The sequence below is a fragment of the Kineococcus sp. NBC_00420 genome (genome assembly GCF_036021035.1).
Taxonomy (GTDB): domain Bacteria; phylum Actinomycetota; class Actinomycetes; order Actinomycetales; family Kineococcaceae; genus Kineococcus.
Genome location: NZ_CP107930.1, coordinates 4,558,579 through 4,572,342, shown reverse-complemented (window position 1 = coordinate 4,572,342; position 13,764 = coordinate 4,558,579). Strand labels below are relative to the sequence as shown.

Here is a 13,764-nt window from a genome sequence, read left to right as displayed (position 1 = left end):
GTGCCCGATGCCCGAGCCGACTCCCCCGTCCACCCGTCCCACCCCGTCCCGGGGCCGGCTCCTGGCCGCGCCCGCCGTGGCCCTGGTCCTGGTGCTGGGGGCCGCCGCCTGCAGCGGGTCCGGCGCCGGCTCGGACGGCTCCGGTTCCTCCCAGGGCATGGCCGACAGCGGCGGGGACAGCGGCGGGGGCAGCGCCGGCACGGCGGAGGGGGGCAGCGTCGCCGCCCCGGCGGAGGGTGCGGAACCTGCGGCCGTCGCGGCCGTCGGGGACGCCCAGCGTGCGGTCGTCTCGACCGGGACGCTCGCGGTCCGGGTGGAGGACCTCCCGAGCGCGACCACCGCGGTCGAGGCGTTGACGACCGGGGCGGGCGGATCGGTCGCGGCCAGCCAGGTGGGCGCCGCGGGCGAGGACCAGCAGGCCCACCTCACCCTGCGGGTCCCGTCGGCGTCCTTCGAGGACGTGCAGGCGGGCGTCGCGGAGCTCGGTCAGCAGACCGACCGCTCGACGACGTCCACGGACGTGACGGCGGAGGTCGCCGACGTGGACAGCCGGGTCGCGTCGGCGCAGGCCGTCCTCGTGACCTTCCGCGACCGGCTGCCGCAGGCGAGGACGATCCCGGACGTCCTGGCCATCGAGGGCGAGATCGCCACCCGGCAGGCGGACCTGGAGGCGCTGCAGGCCCGGCAACGGGTGCTGGCGGACCAGGTGTCGCTAGCGACGCTGGACGTGACGCTGACCCAGGGCGCTCCGACGTCGATCGTCGCGGCGAGCGACCCCGGGTTCCGAGGCGGGCTGGGTGCCGGGTGGCACGCGCTCGGCGAGTTCCTGCGGGTGGCGTCCCTCGTGCTCGGGGCGGTGCTGCCGTTCGTGGTGCCGGTGGCGGTCGTGGCCGTTCCGGTCCTGCTGCTGCGCCGGCGCCGGACGCGCACCACCGCACCGGTGGAATGAGCCGGGGAACTCCCGAACCCCTTGACCCCGGACCTGATCATCACTGAGTGTGTCTAGATGATTGCGGTGCAACTGCCCTTCCTGGTGGGGACGGTGGTGCTGGCCGTGGCGGGAGCGGGGAAGCTCCGGCACCCGGACGGTACGGCGCAGGCCCTGCGGACCCAGGGTCTGCCGTCGCACCGCGGGCTGGTGCAGGCCCTCGGCGTCCTGGAACTGCTCACCGCCGGGGCCGCCGTCGCCGGTTCGACCGTTGCGGCGTGGGGAGTTTCCGCGTTCTACACGGGTTTCACGGGTTTCGTGCTGCTCGCCCTGCTGCGGGGACGTCCGATGAGTTCCTGCGGGTGCTTCGGGGAACCCGACCTGCCCCCCACCCGCACCCACGTCGGGGTGACCGCCCTCCTCGCGGTGGCGGCGGGCACCGCGGCCTCCTCGGGTGCCGTCGGGGTGCCGCCCGTGCTGGCCCTCGGGCCCGCAGGAGCGCTCAGCACGTTCGCCGTCACCGCCCTGCTGTGCGCGCTGTGCCTGCTCACCCTCACCGGACTGCCGAGACTGACCGCCGCCCGCACCACGATCCGGGGAGCCGCCGCGTGAGCACCGTCGTGACGATCCTGCTGGTCGGTCTGCTGCTGGCCGTGGCGCTGCTCTCGGTGCTCGTCGCCGGCCTGCTGCGCTCGCACGCCGAGATCCTCCGCTCGCTGCACGAGCTGGGCGCCGGACGGGAGGACACCGCCCCCGGATCCGGACGGGTCCCCTTCGAGGTGGGACGCGGGGTGGTCGAGGGCAGCGGCCCGACCGGCCAACCGGCCCCCGACGTCAGCGGATCCACCCCGGCCGGCGACGCCGTGCAGGTCGCCGTCGGCGCCGCCGGGACCCACACCCTGGTGGCGTTCCTGTCCAGCGGATGCCTGACCTGCCAACGCATCTGGGACCGTCTCGCCGACCCGGCACCGTTGTCCCTGCCCCCCGCGACCCGGCTGGTCGTGGTGACCCGCGACGCCTCGGCCGAATCCCCCAGCACCATCGCGGCGCTGGCCGCCGGCCCGGTGCGGCGCGGGATCGAGGTGGTGATGTCGACGGCCACGTGGGAGGGCTACCAGGTCCCGGGTTCGCCCTACTTCGCCTACGTCGACGGGGACAGCCGCCGGGTCCGGGGCGAGGGGAGCGCGACCGACTGGGAACAGGTGGAACGCCTCGTGGGAGAAGCGGTGGGAGACAGCGTGATCCAGCTGCCCCGTCACGACCACCCGTACGACCACGAGCACCCGCACGACCACTCGCGAGACCACGGTGACGGGGCGCACCGCGAGGCCCGGGCGAACCGGGAACTCCTCGCCGCCGGGATCACCCCCGACCACCCGAGCCTGGGGCTGACCGCCACCGACCAGAGCGACGGACGCTGAATCCCGTGGAACCCCCGGCCCTCGCCGCGCTGGTCGTGGGGGTGCCGACGGCCGCCGTCGCCGCGCTCCGCAGCCTCTGGTCCCCTTGAGGCGAGTCGATGCTGTCCAGCATCACCCCCCTCGGTGAGCGGGGACGCGCCAGCCGGTGGCCGGTCACGGTCACCGCCCACCTCGTCGGTTCCGCCGTCGGGGGAACGGTCCTCGGAACCCTGCTCGGCGCCCTGGGGCTGGTGCTGCCGGGTTCGTCCCGGGTGGCCTTCGTCCTGGCGGTCCTCCTCGCCGGCGCGACGATCGCGGCCGAGACCGGCCGGCTGCGGAGGTTCCCCAGCTGGCACCGCCAGGTCGACGAGGACTGGCTGCACCGCTACCGCGGCTGGGTCTACGGGTTCGGCTACGGCGCGCAGCTCGGGACGGGGGTCGTCACCATCGTCACCTCCCCCGTCGTCCACCTCGCCCTGGCCCTCATGTTCGGGACCGGGAACCCGCTCGCGGGGGCTCTGACGGGTTTCACGTTCGGCGTCGTCCGGGCGCTGCCGGTGCTCGCGACCCGCTCGGTCACCACGCCGCAGCGGCTCGCGGGGATGCACCGCACGCTGGAACGGCGCGCACCGCAGGGCCGGGCGCTGACCGGAGCCTGGTCGGCGGTCGTGGCTCTCGTCTCGATCGGACTGCTCGTGGGAGGTTCCTGGTGAGGCTCGACGCGCACGGCATCTCGGTGGAGGCACCGCAGGGTTGGGAGGTCCGGATCACCCGGCGGAGCACGGAGGGGCACGACCCGCAGTCGCACCGGCGACCCGTCCTGCACGCCGCCACCGTTCCGTTGCCGGCGGTCCGCGGCGACTTCGGGGGTGGGGTCACCGGAACCCTCGGCGAGCAGGACCTCTTCGTCAGCCTCTTCGAGCACGACCCGGCCGCGTCCACGACGGCGCTGTTCGCCGACACCGGGTTCCCGCTCCCCGAGCTGGCCGACTTCGCCCCCAACCGCCTGCAGCGCAGCATCCCCGGTCAGGCCGGCGGCCAGTGGTTCTTCCACGTCGGCGGCCGGGCGTTCTGCCTCTACGTCGTCCTCGGTTCGTTCGCCCGCCGCGCCGAACTGTTCAACCGGCTCACCCCGCTGCTGCGCAGCGTCCAGCTCCAGACCGTCGAAGGGGTCTCCTCGTGAAGGTCACCGAACGGGTCCTCGGAGCCGTCAGCACGGCCCTGGCCGCCCGCACCAGCCGGCGGGGTTTCCTGGCCCGGACCGCCGTCGTCGGGTCGGCGTTGAGCGTCGGGCCGTGGGGGTTCCTCACCCGCCCGGTCTCCGCCTACGCCGCGGTCTGCGGCATCGACTCGACCTGCTCCTCGGGGTACACCGTCTTCTGCGCGACGATCGGCAACGGCGTGAACCGCTGCCCACCGGGGAGCCTCGTGGGCGGCTGGTGGAAGTCCGACGGGTCGGGGTTCTGCTGCGGCGGCGCCCGCTACTACATCGACTGCCACAGCTTCTGCTCCTGCGGGTGCGACGGCCGCCGGAAGTTCTGCGGCGAGGGCTGCCGCAACTGTTCCTGCGGGTGCGGTCCGGCCGGTCAGTGCGACCAGCGCAAGGTGTGCTGCAACGAGTTCCGCTACGGGCAGTGCAACCAGGACGTCGCCTGCACGGGTCCGGTGTGGTGCCGGGTCGTGACCTGCACCCCGCCCTGGAAGATCCCCGACTGGGAGTGCACCACGACCTCGGCCACCGACCAGCGGACCGGTTCCCACAGCGCCCCCGCCCTGCGCGACTGCACCCCGATCGGGCGGGAGTACACGGCGATCGGGGGGCAGGGCGGCGTCTTGGGCGAACAGCGGACCCCCGAACTGGGCACCCCCGGTCCCGGCGGGACGTACCAGTTGTTCGACTTCGGCTCGATCTACCACTCCCCCGCGACGGGGGCCCACGCGGTGCACGGCGCGATCCTGGCGACGTTCGCGGCGCTGGGCTGGGAGGCCGGACCGCTGGGGTACCCGACCACGGACGAACTCACGACGCCCGACGGCCGGGGCCGGTTCAACCACTTCGCCGGGGCCGACGGGTCCGGCAACGCCTCGGTCTACTGGACCGAGGCGACCGGGGCGCACGCCGTGCTCGGCCCGATCCGTTCCTGCTGGCAGCGGCTGGGCTGGGAGGCCGGTCCGCTCGGGTACCCCGTCACGGGCGAGACCACCACCCCCGACGGCAGCGGGTCCTACCTCCACTTCGAGCGGGGCTCGGTCTACGCCACCGACCGGACCGGGGCGTGCGCCGTCCTCGGCGCGATCCGGGAGGAGTGGGCCGGACGGGGCTGGGAGGCGGGGCCGCTGGGCTACCCCACGACCGACGAACTCCGTACCCCCGACGGCCGGGGCCGCTTCAACCACTTCACCGGGTCGCGCGGTTCGACCGGGGCGTCGGTCTACTGGACCCCGCAGACCGGGGCCCGTACCGTCCTCGGCGCGATCCGGGACGCCTGGGCCTTCCTGGGGTGGGAGGCCGGTCCCCTGGGCTACCCCGTGACGGGTGAGACGGCCACCCCCGACGGGCGGGCCGTCTACAACCACTTCGAGCACGGGTCGATCTACTCCGCCCCGGACAGCGGGACGCACGCCGTGCGCGGCGCGGTGCTCGACCTGTGGCGCCGGACCGGCTGGGAGGCGGGTCGGCTGGGGCTGCCGAGCACCGACGAGACCCCGGTGGCCGGCGGCACGTCGCAGAACTTCGAACTCGGTTCCGTCTACGTCTCGCCCGCGACCGGGGCCCGGACCGTCTCGGGTCCCCTCCGCACGGCCTGGCTGGACACCGGCGGCCCCGGCGGCCGGATCGGGTTCCCGGTGGCCGAACCGGACCCGGTCTCCGGCGGCCAGGTGCGGCAGCGCTTCGAGCACGCCACCGCGGTCCTCACCGTGGCCACCGGCGCCGTGACGTTCACCTGACCCACCCGACCCGTGGTCCCGCGGGGAACCCCGGCGGGAGCACGGGTGGTCAGGCGACGCGGGCGACGAGGACCTGCGCGGTGACCGTGGACTTGGGGCCGGAGTAGACGCCCTGCAGGGGTGAGACGTCGGAGTAGTCGCGGGCCCGGGCGACGACGACGTGGCGGTCGCCGATGGCGATGTCGTTCGTGGGGTCCCAGCCGGTCCAGGCGCCGTCGAAGAACTCGATCCACGCGTGGCTCTCGCCCGCGACCTCCTCCCCGAGTTCGGGGTCGCGGCGCGGGTGCAGGTAGCCCGAGACGTAGCGGGCCGGGATGCCGAGTTCGCGCAGGCCCGCGAGCGCCAGGTGGGCGAGGTCCTGGCAGACCCCGCTGCGCTGGTCCCAGGACTCCTGCGCCGTGGCGTGGACGCCGGTCGCCCCCGGGACGTAGGAGACCTCGTGGTGGATCCAGCCGCAGATGCGGTGCGCGGCCTCGCGCGGGTCCGAACCGCCCGCCAGGTCCCGCACCGCCTCGCGGAAGCCCTCGGGCGGCGGCAGGGTGCGCGGGGTGGGGGTGAGGAACTCCGCGAAGTCGTCGAGGAGGGCGTCGGAGCCGAGTTCCTCCCACGTCAGCGGGTCGGGGACGACGAGTTCCGCGCGGCGGTCCGTCTCGACGAGGCTGATGCCGCGGGTGACGAGGACGTCGTGGCGGGTGTGCAGGTCGAACGCCGTGACGTGGGTCCCCCAGTAGTCCCAGTAGCGGGTCAGCGTCGCCGTGGGGCTGACCTCGACCCGGGTGTCCAGGGCGGTCTGGTCGGGCAGCGTCAACGGGGTCAGTCGCGCCTCGTTGAAGGAGACCCGGACCGGGCCGCCGTAGGTGTGGGTGCTGGTGTGCTCGATGCGCAGTCTCATCAGGACCTCCCGGCCGTCCAGGACACGGCCCCGGCCATCGGGAAGAACCGTTCCGCCACCGCGGAGGACGCCGCGGAACACGCTTGCTGCACCTGTCGCATCTGGTCGTGCAGGTCGGCCAGGAGTTCCTCCGGGCTCTGGAACTCCAGTTGCGTGCGGGCCTGGCCGATCACCCGCCGGGCGTCCTGGGCGTAGCCGACCCGGCGCAGTTGCGGGTCGATGGCCTGCAGGCACCCCTCGGCGACCTCGAGCGCCGCGACGACCGAGCGCGGGAACAGCCGGTCGAGGAGGAGGAACTCGGCCGCGTCGGCCTCGCCCGCGGCTCCCGTGCTGGAGCCGTGGTAGGTGCGCAGGAACGCCTCGTAGGCCCCGGTGGAACGCAGCAGCAGGGGCCACTGGGTCCCCCCGGACACGACCCGCGTCGCGACGAGCCGGGCCGTCATGTCGGCCCGTTCCAGGGAGCGGCCGAGGACGAAGAACTGCCAGGAGTCGTCGCGGCTCATCGTCGCGTCGACGAGACCGGAGACGACGGCGGTCCGTTCCCGGATCCAGGAGAAGAACCGGTGGGGGCTCGCGGCGCGCCAGCGTCCGGACGCGAGCGCGTTCCACGTCGTGTTCAGCGACTCCCACATGTCGCTGGACACCGTCTCCCGCGCGCGCCGGGCGTTCTCCCGCGCGGCCCCGAGCGCCCCCGTGATCGAGCTGGGGCTGACGGTGTCGTAGGCCAGGGTCTCCAGCAGTTCCCGGCGACCGGTGCGGACGTCGTGGTCGACGGGCGCACCCATGACGCTCAGCAGCGAGCGCGAGACCGCGGCCTCGTCGATCCACGGGTCGGCCAGGGTGCGTTCGACGTGGACGTCGAGGATGCGGGCGGTGGAGTCGGCGCGTTCGACGTAGCGGCCGATCCAGAACAACGACTCCGCGATGCGGCTCAGCACGATCGACCCTCTTCCCCGAGTTTCTGCTGTTGCTGCTGCTGGGCCTGGTCGCTGCCCGACCCGGGCCCCGGGTCGGCCAGGTGGTGCTGCCCGGTCGGCGGCGCGGGTTCCTCGACGGGGGCCGCGACCTCGACCGCGACCGGCGGGAGGAGCTCCTCGACGGCCTCGTCGTCCCCGGCCAGGACCCAGGTGTCCTTGGACCCCCCGCCCTGGCTGGAGTTCACGACGAGGGACCCCTCGCGCAGGGCGACGCGGGTCAGGCCGCCCTTGAGGACCCGCACCTGCCGGCCGTCGTTGACGGCGAAGGGGCGCAGGTCGACGTGGCGGGGACGCAGGTGCGCCTGGGCGAGGGTGGGGACCGTCGAGAGCGCGATGACGGGCTGCGCGATCCAGCCCCGCGGGTCGGCCAGCACCCGGGCGCGCAGGTCCTCGATCTCCTGCGGGCTGGCGTCGGGGCAGACCACGAGGCCCTTGCCGCCGGACCCGTCGACCGGTTTCACCACGAGCTCCTCGAGACGGTCCAGCGCCTCCTCCCGCTCGGCGGGGATCTCGAGGCGGTAGGTCGGGACGTTGCCGAGGACGAGCTCCTCGCTCAGGTAGTACCGGGTCAGCTCGGGGACGTAGGTGTAGACGAGCTTGTCGTCGGCCACCCCGTTGCCGACGGCGTTGGCGATGCTCACCCCGCCGGCGCGGGCCGCGTTGAGGATGCCGGCGGCGCCGAGCACGGAGCTGCGGCGGAAGTGCAACGGGTCGAGGTACTCGTCGTCGACGCGGCGGTAGACGACGTCGACGCGGCGGTCGCCGGCGGTGGTCCGCATGAAGAGCCGGTTCCCGCGGCAGACGAGGTCGCGGCCCTCGACGAGCTCGACGCCCATCGCCCGGGCCAGCAGCGAGTGCTCGAAGTAGGCGGAGTTGTAGACCCCGGGGGTCAGCACGACGACGGTCGGGTCGTCCACCCCGGCCGGTGCCGAGGCGCGCAGCGCGGCGAGCAGGTGCTGCGGGTAGTCCGCGACGGGCTGCACGCGGTGGGCCTGCAGCGCTTCGGGCAGGACCTGGGTGATGGCCTGCCGGTTCTCCAGCACGTAGCTGACGCCGGAGGGGACGCGGACGTTGTCCTCCAGGACGCGGAAGTCGCCGGCCTCGTCGCGGACCAGGTCGATGCCGGCCACGTGGATGCGGACGCCGCCCGGCGGCTCGATCCCGACCGCGGCGCGGTGGAAGTGGCTGGAGGAGGTGATCACCTTCCGCGGGATGACCCCGTCCTTGACGGCCCGCATGGGGCCGTAGACGTCGGCCAGGAAGGCCTCCAGGACCCGTACACGCTGCGCCACGCCGCGCTCGACCCGGGCCCACTGGCGGGCCTCGATGATGCGCGGGACGACGTCGAGGGGGAAGGGTCGTTCCTCGCCCGCGTAGTCGAACGTCACCCCCCGGTCGAGGAAGGTGCTGGCGAGCTGGTCGGCCCGGGCCCGCAGCTCGGTGACCGGGAGCTCCTGCAGCGTGTCGTACAGCGCCGCCCACTCCGGTCGTGGTCTCCCGTCGACGTCGAGCATCTCGTCGACGGCTCGACCGGCCGCCGCTCCCGCCGGTGCATCGCGGTAGCCCTCGAACACGTCACCCATGGGGCGCACCCTAGGGAAGATGACGTTTCCGGCGCGTTACGCGGACGTTGCGGCGCGTGTCGTGGACGTGTCGCCGACCCGTTCCGTCCGCTGCTAGTCTTGAAGGCGCCTTCGCCTGAGTGCGGAGGTCACGGTCTCCCGCCGTCCCTCCCGGTGTCCCCACGCCGGAAGTCCCCGGTGGAGCGACCGCCCTCTGACACGATCAGCGATCGACAGGAAGACGGAACACGTGGCGAACATCAAGTCGCAGAAGAAGCGCATCCTCACCAACGAGAAGGCGCGCCTGCGCAACAAGGCCGTCAAGTCGGAGCTGCGCACCGTCGTGCGTGGCTTCAAGGAGGCGCTCGCCTCCGGTGACGCCGAGAAGGCTCAGGCCGCTCTGGCCCTGGCGAGCAAGAAGCTCGACAAGGCCGTGAGCAAGGGCGTCATCCACAAGAACCAGGCCGCCAACCGCAAGTCGGCCATCGCCAAGGCTGCGGCCAAGGTCTGATCTCCGGATCCCTGCGAAGGGCCGGCTCCCCACGGGGAGCCGGCCCTTCGTGCGTCCGGGCCGTCCGGGGGCTCAGGTGCGCGCCTCGCCGACGGTGCGGACGGCCTTCTCCAGCGCGTGCTGGGCGTCGCCTCCCCCGCCCTTGACCGCGTGGTCCGCGGCGGCGACGGCGAGGATCGCGTCGGAGAGGCCCTCGGGTGAGAGGTGCTGGAGGTCTCGACGGGCGCGGTCGATGAGCCACGGCGCCATCCCGAGGTCGTGGGCGACGTCGGCCGACCGGCCGCGCCCGGCCGCCGCGACCTTGGCGAGCTGGCGCAGCCGCGCGGCCAGCGCGGCGACCACCACGACCCCGGGGACGCCGGTGGCGGCGGCGTGGCGGACCAGCACCAGCGCCTGCCCCGTGCGGCCCTCGATGGCCGCGTCGGCGACCTCGAAGCCGCTCGCCTCGCGTCGACCCCCGTGGTAGCGGTGCACGGCCTCCTCGGTGACCGTCCCGTCGGTGTCGGTCAGGAGCTGGTCGACGGCCGCGGCGAGCTCGCCCAGGTCGCTGCCGAGGGCCGCGACGAGGGCGCGGGCCGCCTCGACGTCGATGCGCCGCCGGGCGCGTCGGACGTCGGCGAGGACGAAGTCGACCTTCTCCTGGTCGCGCTTCAGCGGCTGGCAGGAGACCTCGACGACCCCGGCGACGGCCCGGGCCGCGTCCAGGACCTTCTTCGCCCGGTTGCCCCCGCGGTGGCGCAGCACGAGGACGACCGTCTCGACCGGGGCGGTCAGGTACTCCAGGACGTCCTCGACGAACGCCTCGCTGGCCGCGTCGACCCCGTCGACGAGGACGAGGGAGCGCTCGTCGAAGAGGGACGGTGACGTCCAGGTCGAGAGCTGCCCCTTCTGGTAGCCCGCCGCGGAGACGTCGGTGCGCTCGAAGGTCGGGTCGAGCTCGCGCATCCGCGCGTTCAGGGTGCTGAACGCCCGGTCGGCGAGGTGCTCCTCGGACCCGACGAGCAGGACGACGGGAGCCGGGCCGAGGTCCTGCGGGGCGGTCGTGGCCGCCGCGGACGCCTTCTTCGCGGGGCTCTTGCTAGCGGTCTTGGCGGGCACGGGCCCACTGTCGCACGCGACCCCGACAGTGACTCCCCGCCTGCGAACGGGCACGCTCCGCTGTTGCTCGTGCGGCTCCTGAGACGAGGGAATTCCCGTGAGGGTGCGTTCGAAGGTCCTCAGCGGTGCGGCCGCTCAGATCCCGGCCCGGTGGGTGAACTCGCCCCCCAGCACCGTGGCGAGAACCTCGGTGGCGCGCAGCGCGGCGGCTCCCCCGGTGGCGAACGCCTCGGCGGGGTCGACCGCGACGAGGACCAGGTCGGCGACGTCGCCGACGTGGACGCCGTCGCGGCCACCACTGCTCGCCACCAGCGCGACCTCGAACGGCAGGTGCTGCTCGGGGTGCCACGGCGCCCGGTCGTCGACGCTGCGGTGGACGGCGCTGGCCAGGGCGTCCCACGGGTCCAGCGGCGCCACGGGCGCGTCGGAGCCGAGCAGCAGCCGCGCCCCGGCGGCGTGCAACGACGCGTAGGGGTAGGCGCGCTCGGCCCCGGTGGGCCAGTGCCGTTCCACGGTGTCGCGGTCGTCGACGACGTGGCGCGGCTGGATGCTCGCGGTGACCCCGAGACGGGCGAACCTGGGCACGTCGTCCGGGTGGACCTGCTGGGCGTGCTCCAGGGTTCCGACGCACGCGGCGGCCTCGAAGCCGTCGAGGGCGACGCGGACCGCGTCGTCACCGATGGCGTGCACGGCCACGGCGAGACCGTGCGACGTGGCCCGGCGCAGTGCGGGTTCCAGTTCGGCGAGCGGGATCCGCAGCATCCCGTGGCCCCCGGAGGGGTACTCCTCGTGGCAGAACGCCGTGCGGGTTCCCAGCGACCCGTCGACCACGTGCTTCACCGGTCCCACGCGGACCCGCTCGGGAGCGCCGGGAACGCGGTCCCCGGTGCGCAGGCCGGCGGCGACGGCCGCGTCCAGCCAGTCCGGCCAGATCCCCGCCGCGACCCGGACCGCGGGGTTCTCCCGGCGGGTCCAGACGTCGATCGGGGCGTACTCGAGGTCGACGATCCCCGTCACCCCGCGGGCGGCGGCGACGCTCGTCGCCTCCGCCACCCAGCGGTCCAGCCCGCTCGCCTCGGCGGCGTCCACGGCGGCGAAGAGTTCCATCGCGGGCGCCTCCCGCAGCACCCCGCTGGGTTCCCCGACGCCGAAGCGGGTGGCCGCCGCGGAGTTCAGCCAGGCCGCGTGCAGGTCCCCGCTCACGACGACCACCGGGCGGTCGAGGAACCGGGCGTCCAGCGCGTCCCGGTGGGCGGGTTCGCTCCACAGCCCGTCCCGGTAGCCGTGACCCAGCACGAGGTCGGAACCCGGCACCGCCCGGGCGAGGAGGACGTCGGCGACCTCCGCGGGCGAGGTCGCCGCCGCCACGTCGATGCGCCGGCGGGCGGCGGCCCACTGGGTGAGGTGGACGTGGGAGTCGACCAGACCCGGCAGCAGGACGGCCCCGCCGGCCTCGACGACCTGCACGCCGTCCCGCGGGTCGAGGCCCGTGCCCGCCGCGCGGAGGTCGTCGCCGATCGCGACGACGCGGCCGCCGGCGAGCAGGACGTCGCAGATCCGGCCGTCCCGCCGGACCTCGTGCAGCAGCAGCGGGGCGGGCGACGCACTCATCGACTGACCTCGAGACGGGCGGCCCGGCGGCGGGCCTGTTCGGCCGGGTCGGGCACCGGCGCCGCCGCCGGCAGCCGTGCACGGCGATCGTCTCGCACAGCGGGGCGGACCCGCCACAGCACTCAGCGCGGTGTGGGCGCTGCTGCGACCGGGCCGGTGAGCGAGGCGAGCATCCGGAGCTTCTCGTCGCTGGGGCTGCCCCGGTCCGCGTAGTAGAGGACCAGGAGCACCCCGTCGACGGGCAGCTTGTCGCGGTGCAGCTGCAGTTCGCCGACGACGGGGTGGTTCACGATCGCCGACCCACCCTCCAGGACGCGGACGTCGTGACGTCCCCAGAGGTCCCGGAACCGGTCGCTGGTCAGGGCGAGTTCCCCGACGAGTTCGACGATCCGGGGGTCCTCGACCTCGTTCCCGACGGACCCGCGCAACGCCGCGACGAGCCCCTCGGTGGCAGCCTCCCAGTTCTGGTGGAACTCCCGCTCCTCCGGGTCCAGCATCAGCGAGCGGAGGCGGTTGTTCCCAGAGCGCAACCGCGGGGAGAACGCGACCGCGAGGTCGTTGGCGGCGAGGACGTCGAAGGCCCGTCCCTCCACGAACGCCGGCACCCCGACGCTCGCCAGCAACTGGTGCAGCCGCGCGGGAACGCGTTCCGGTCGGGGCTGTCGGCGGGGTCGCGCCCGGGTGGTGGCGAGACCGAGGAGGTACTCGTGGTCGAGCTCGCCGAGCTGCAGGACCCGGGCGATCGCGCCGAGGACCTGGGCGGAGGGGTTCTTGTCCCGACCGCGTTCGAGACGCAGGTAGTAGTCGCCGCTGATCCCCGCGAGGAGGGCGACCTCCTCGCGCCGCAGCCCGGGAACCCGGCGGTTCCCGCCGCCCGGCAGTCCCGCCTGTTCCGGGGTGACCAGACCCCGCCGGGCCCGGAGGTACTCCCCCAGCCGGTTCGCCCGCTCCTCGCTCACCCTCCGATCGTAGGTCCGACGCGCTGCCGCAGAGGGGGTCCTGCCAGGACCCCGGACGAGCGGGGTCCTGGCCGGGTCTCGCGCCCCGGCGCACCGTGGAGGCATGGACACCAGCAACCGCACCGTCTTCCTCCCCGGCGCCACCTCGGGCATCGGCCTCGCCCTGGCCCGGCACCTCCGCGCCGCGGGCAGCACCGTCGTGGTGGGCGGCCGCCGCGCCGACCTGCTCGAGACGCTCGCCGCGGAGGGTTTCACCACCGTCGCGATCGACGTGACCGACCCGGCGAGCGTCGACCAGGCCCGCGACACCGTGCTCCGCGAGCACCCCGACCTCGACACCGTCGTCACCCTGTCGGGGGTGATGCTCGTCGAGGACCTCCGCGACCCCGCGCACTTCGCCGCCGCGCAGCTGAGCGTCGAGACGAACCTGCTCGGCACGATCCGCCTGCTCGACGCGTTCACCCCGCACCTGCTGGCCCGCGGGTCGGGGACGATCGTCACCGTCACCTCCGGCATCGGTTTCCTGCCCTTCCCGCTGATGCCGACCTACGCCGCCACGAAGGCCGGCGTGCACGCCTACTCCGAGGCGCTGCGCGCCCAGCTGGCCGGCACCGGGGTCGAGGTCACCGAACTCGTCCCGCCCGCGGTGGCGACCAGCCCCGAGGTGGCGCGGAGCAACCCCGCCGCCCTCGACCTCGAGGAGTTCGTCACCGAGGTGATGGACCTCCTCGGTGCGGACCCGACCCCCCACGAGATCCTCGTCGAAGGGGTCCGGATGCACCGCTGGGCGGAACGCGACGGGACCTACGACGAACTCGTCGCGCGGCGTTCGCAGGCGTTGGTGACGTTGCCGGGCCGTTGACCGCGGGTGGACGCC

14 protein-coding genes are annotated in these 13,764 nt (G+C 74.2%); 8 read left to right on the top strand and 6 right to left on the bottom strand.

All coding sequences use genetic code 11. From position 1 onward, the window contains the following. The first annotated feature begins 7 nt into the window (after window positions 1–7). The 6 genes from OG218_RS22420 to OG218_RS22395 all read left to right on the top strand — a co-directional run bounded on the left by OG218_RS22420 (window position 8) and on the right by OG218_RS22395 (window position 5,277). Window positions 8–949 (top strand): DUF4349 domain-containing protein, encoded by a 942-nt coding sequence (locus OG218_RS22420; RefSeq protein WP_328295435.1) that lies wholly within the window; start codon window positions 8–10, stop codon window positions 947–949. 66 nt (window positions 950–1,015) lie between these two features. Next, the gene (locus OG218_RS22415; protein WP_328295434.1) at window positions 1,016–1,540 is read left to right on the top strand and encodes a MauE/DoxX family redox-associated membrane protein; all 525 of its coding nucleotides are present in this window, start codon (window positions 1,016–1,018) and stop codon (window positions 1,538–1,540) included. Continuing rightward, entirely contained in the window at window positions 1,537–2,349 is an 813-nt protein-coding gene (locus OG218_RS22410) for a TlpA family protein disulfide reductase (RefSeq protein WP_328295433.1), read from the top strand. The genes OG218_RS22415 and OG218_RS22410 overlap by 4 nt, the downstream gene beginning before the upstream one ends. A gap of 98 nt (window positions 2,350–2,447) precedes the next feature. Further along, window positions 2,448–3,041, top strand: a complete 594-nt coding sequence (locus OG218_RS22405; RefSeq protein WP_328295432.1) for a hypothetical protein — start codon at window positions 2,448–2,450, stop codon at window positions 3,039–3,041. After that, window positions 3,038–3,511, top strand: a complete 474-nt coding sequence (locus OG218_RS22400; protein ID WP_328295431.1) for a hypothetical protein — start codon at window positions 3,038–3,040, stop codon at window positions 3,509–3,511. Before OG218_RS22405 ends, OG218_RS22400 begins: the two co-directional genes overlap by 4 nt. Continuing rightward, window positions 3,508–5,277, top strand: coding sequence for a twin-arginine translocation signal domain-containing protein (locus tag OG218_RS22395; protein ID WP_328295430.1), 1,770 nt, complete (start codon window positions 3,508–3,510; stop codon window positions 5,275–5,277). The genes OG218_RS22400 and OG218_RS22395 overlap by 4 nt, the downstream gene beginning before the upstream one ends. A gap of 49 nt (window positions 5,278–5,326) precedes the next feature. Here the strand turns inward: OG218_RS22395 and OG218_RS22390 are convergent, their stop codons facing one another. The 3 genes from OG218_RS22390 to OG218_RS22380 are packed head-to-tail and all read right to left on the bottom strand — an operon-like array spanning window position 5,327 to window position 8,729. Continuing rightward, window positions 5,327–6,169 carry a transglutaminase family protein gene (locus OG218_RS22390; RefSeq protein WP_328295429.1) on the bottom strand — a complete coding sequence of 281 codons (843 nt, stop codon included), beginning with the start codon at window positions 6,167–6,169 and terminating at the stop codon, window positions 5,327–5,329. Then, window positions 6,169–7,107 carry an alpha-E domain-containing protein gene (locus tag OG218_RS22385; RefSeq protein ID WP_328295428.1) on the bottom strand — a complete coding sequence of 313 codons (939 nt, stop codon included), beginning with the start codon at window positions 7,105–7,107 and terminating at the stop codon, window positions 6,169–6,171. Before OG218_RS22385 ends, OG218_RS22390 begins: the two co-directional genes overlap by 1 nt. After that, window positions 7,101–8,729, bottom strand: a complete 1,629-nt coding sequence (locus tag OG218_RS22380; RefSeq protein WP_328295427.1) for a circularly permuted type 2 ATP-grasp protein — start codon at window positions 8,727–8,729, stop codon at window positions 7,101–7,103. The genes OG218_RS22385 and OG218_RS22380 overlap by 7 nt, the downstream gene beginning before the upstream one ends. A 229-nt stretch (window positions 8,730–8,958) precedes the next feature. On the opposite strand from OG218_RS22380, the gene rpsT reads away from it, so the two are divergent. Beyond that, the gene (gene rpsT / locus OG218_RS22375; protein WP_328295426.1) at window positions 8,959–9,219 is read left to right on the top strand and encodes a 30S ribosomal protein S20; all 261 of its coding nucleotides are present in this window, start codon (window positions 8,959–8,961) and stop codon (window positions 9,217–9,219) included. A gap of 72 nt (window positions 9,220–9,291) precedes the next feature. On the opposite strand, the gene holA is transcribed toward rpsT, so the two are convergent. The 3 genes from holA to OG218_RS22360 all read right to left on the bottom strand — a co-directional run bounded on the left by holA (window position 9,292) and on the right by OG218_RS22360 (window position 12,887). Further along, a complete protein-coding gene (holA, locus tag OG218_RS22370) occupies window positions 9,292–10,317 on the bottom strand; it encodes a DNA polymerase III subunit delta (protein WP_328295425.1) in 1,026 nt (341 codons plus the stop codon). Between the two features lie 135 nt (window positions 10,318–10,452). Beyond that, window positions 10,453–11,928, bottom strand: a complete 1,476-nt coding sequence (locus OG218_RS22365; RefSeq protein ID WP_328295424.1) for an amidohydrolase — start codon at window positions 11,926–11,928, stop codon at window positions 10,453–10,455. 122 nt (window positions 11,929–12,050) lie between these two features. Continuing rightward, window positions 12,051–12,887: a helix-turn-helix domain-containing protein gene (locus OG218_RS22360; RefSeq protein WP_328295423.1), complete on the bottom strand. Its 837-nt coding sequence runs from the start codon at window positions 12,885–12,887 to the stop codon at window positions 12,051–12,053. Between the two features lie 103 nt (window positions 12,888–12,990). On the opposite strand from OG218_RS22360, the gene OG218_RS22355 reads away from it, so the two are divergent. Continuing rightward, window positions 12,991–13,749 (top strand): SDR family oxidoreductase, encoded by a 759-nt coding sequence (locus OG218_RS22355; protein WP_328295422.1) that lies wholly within the window; start codon window positions 12,991–12,993, stop codon window positions 13,747–13,749. Window positions 13,750–13,764: the final 15 nt, after the last annotated feature.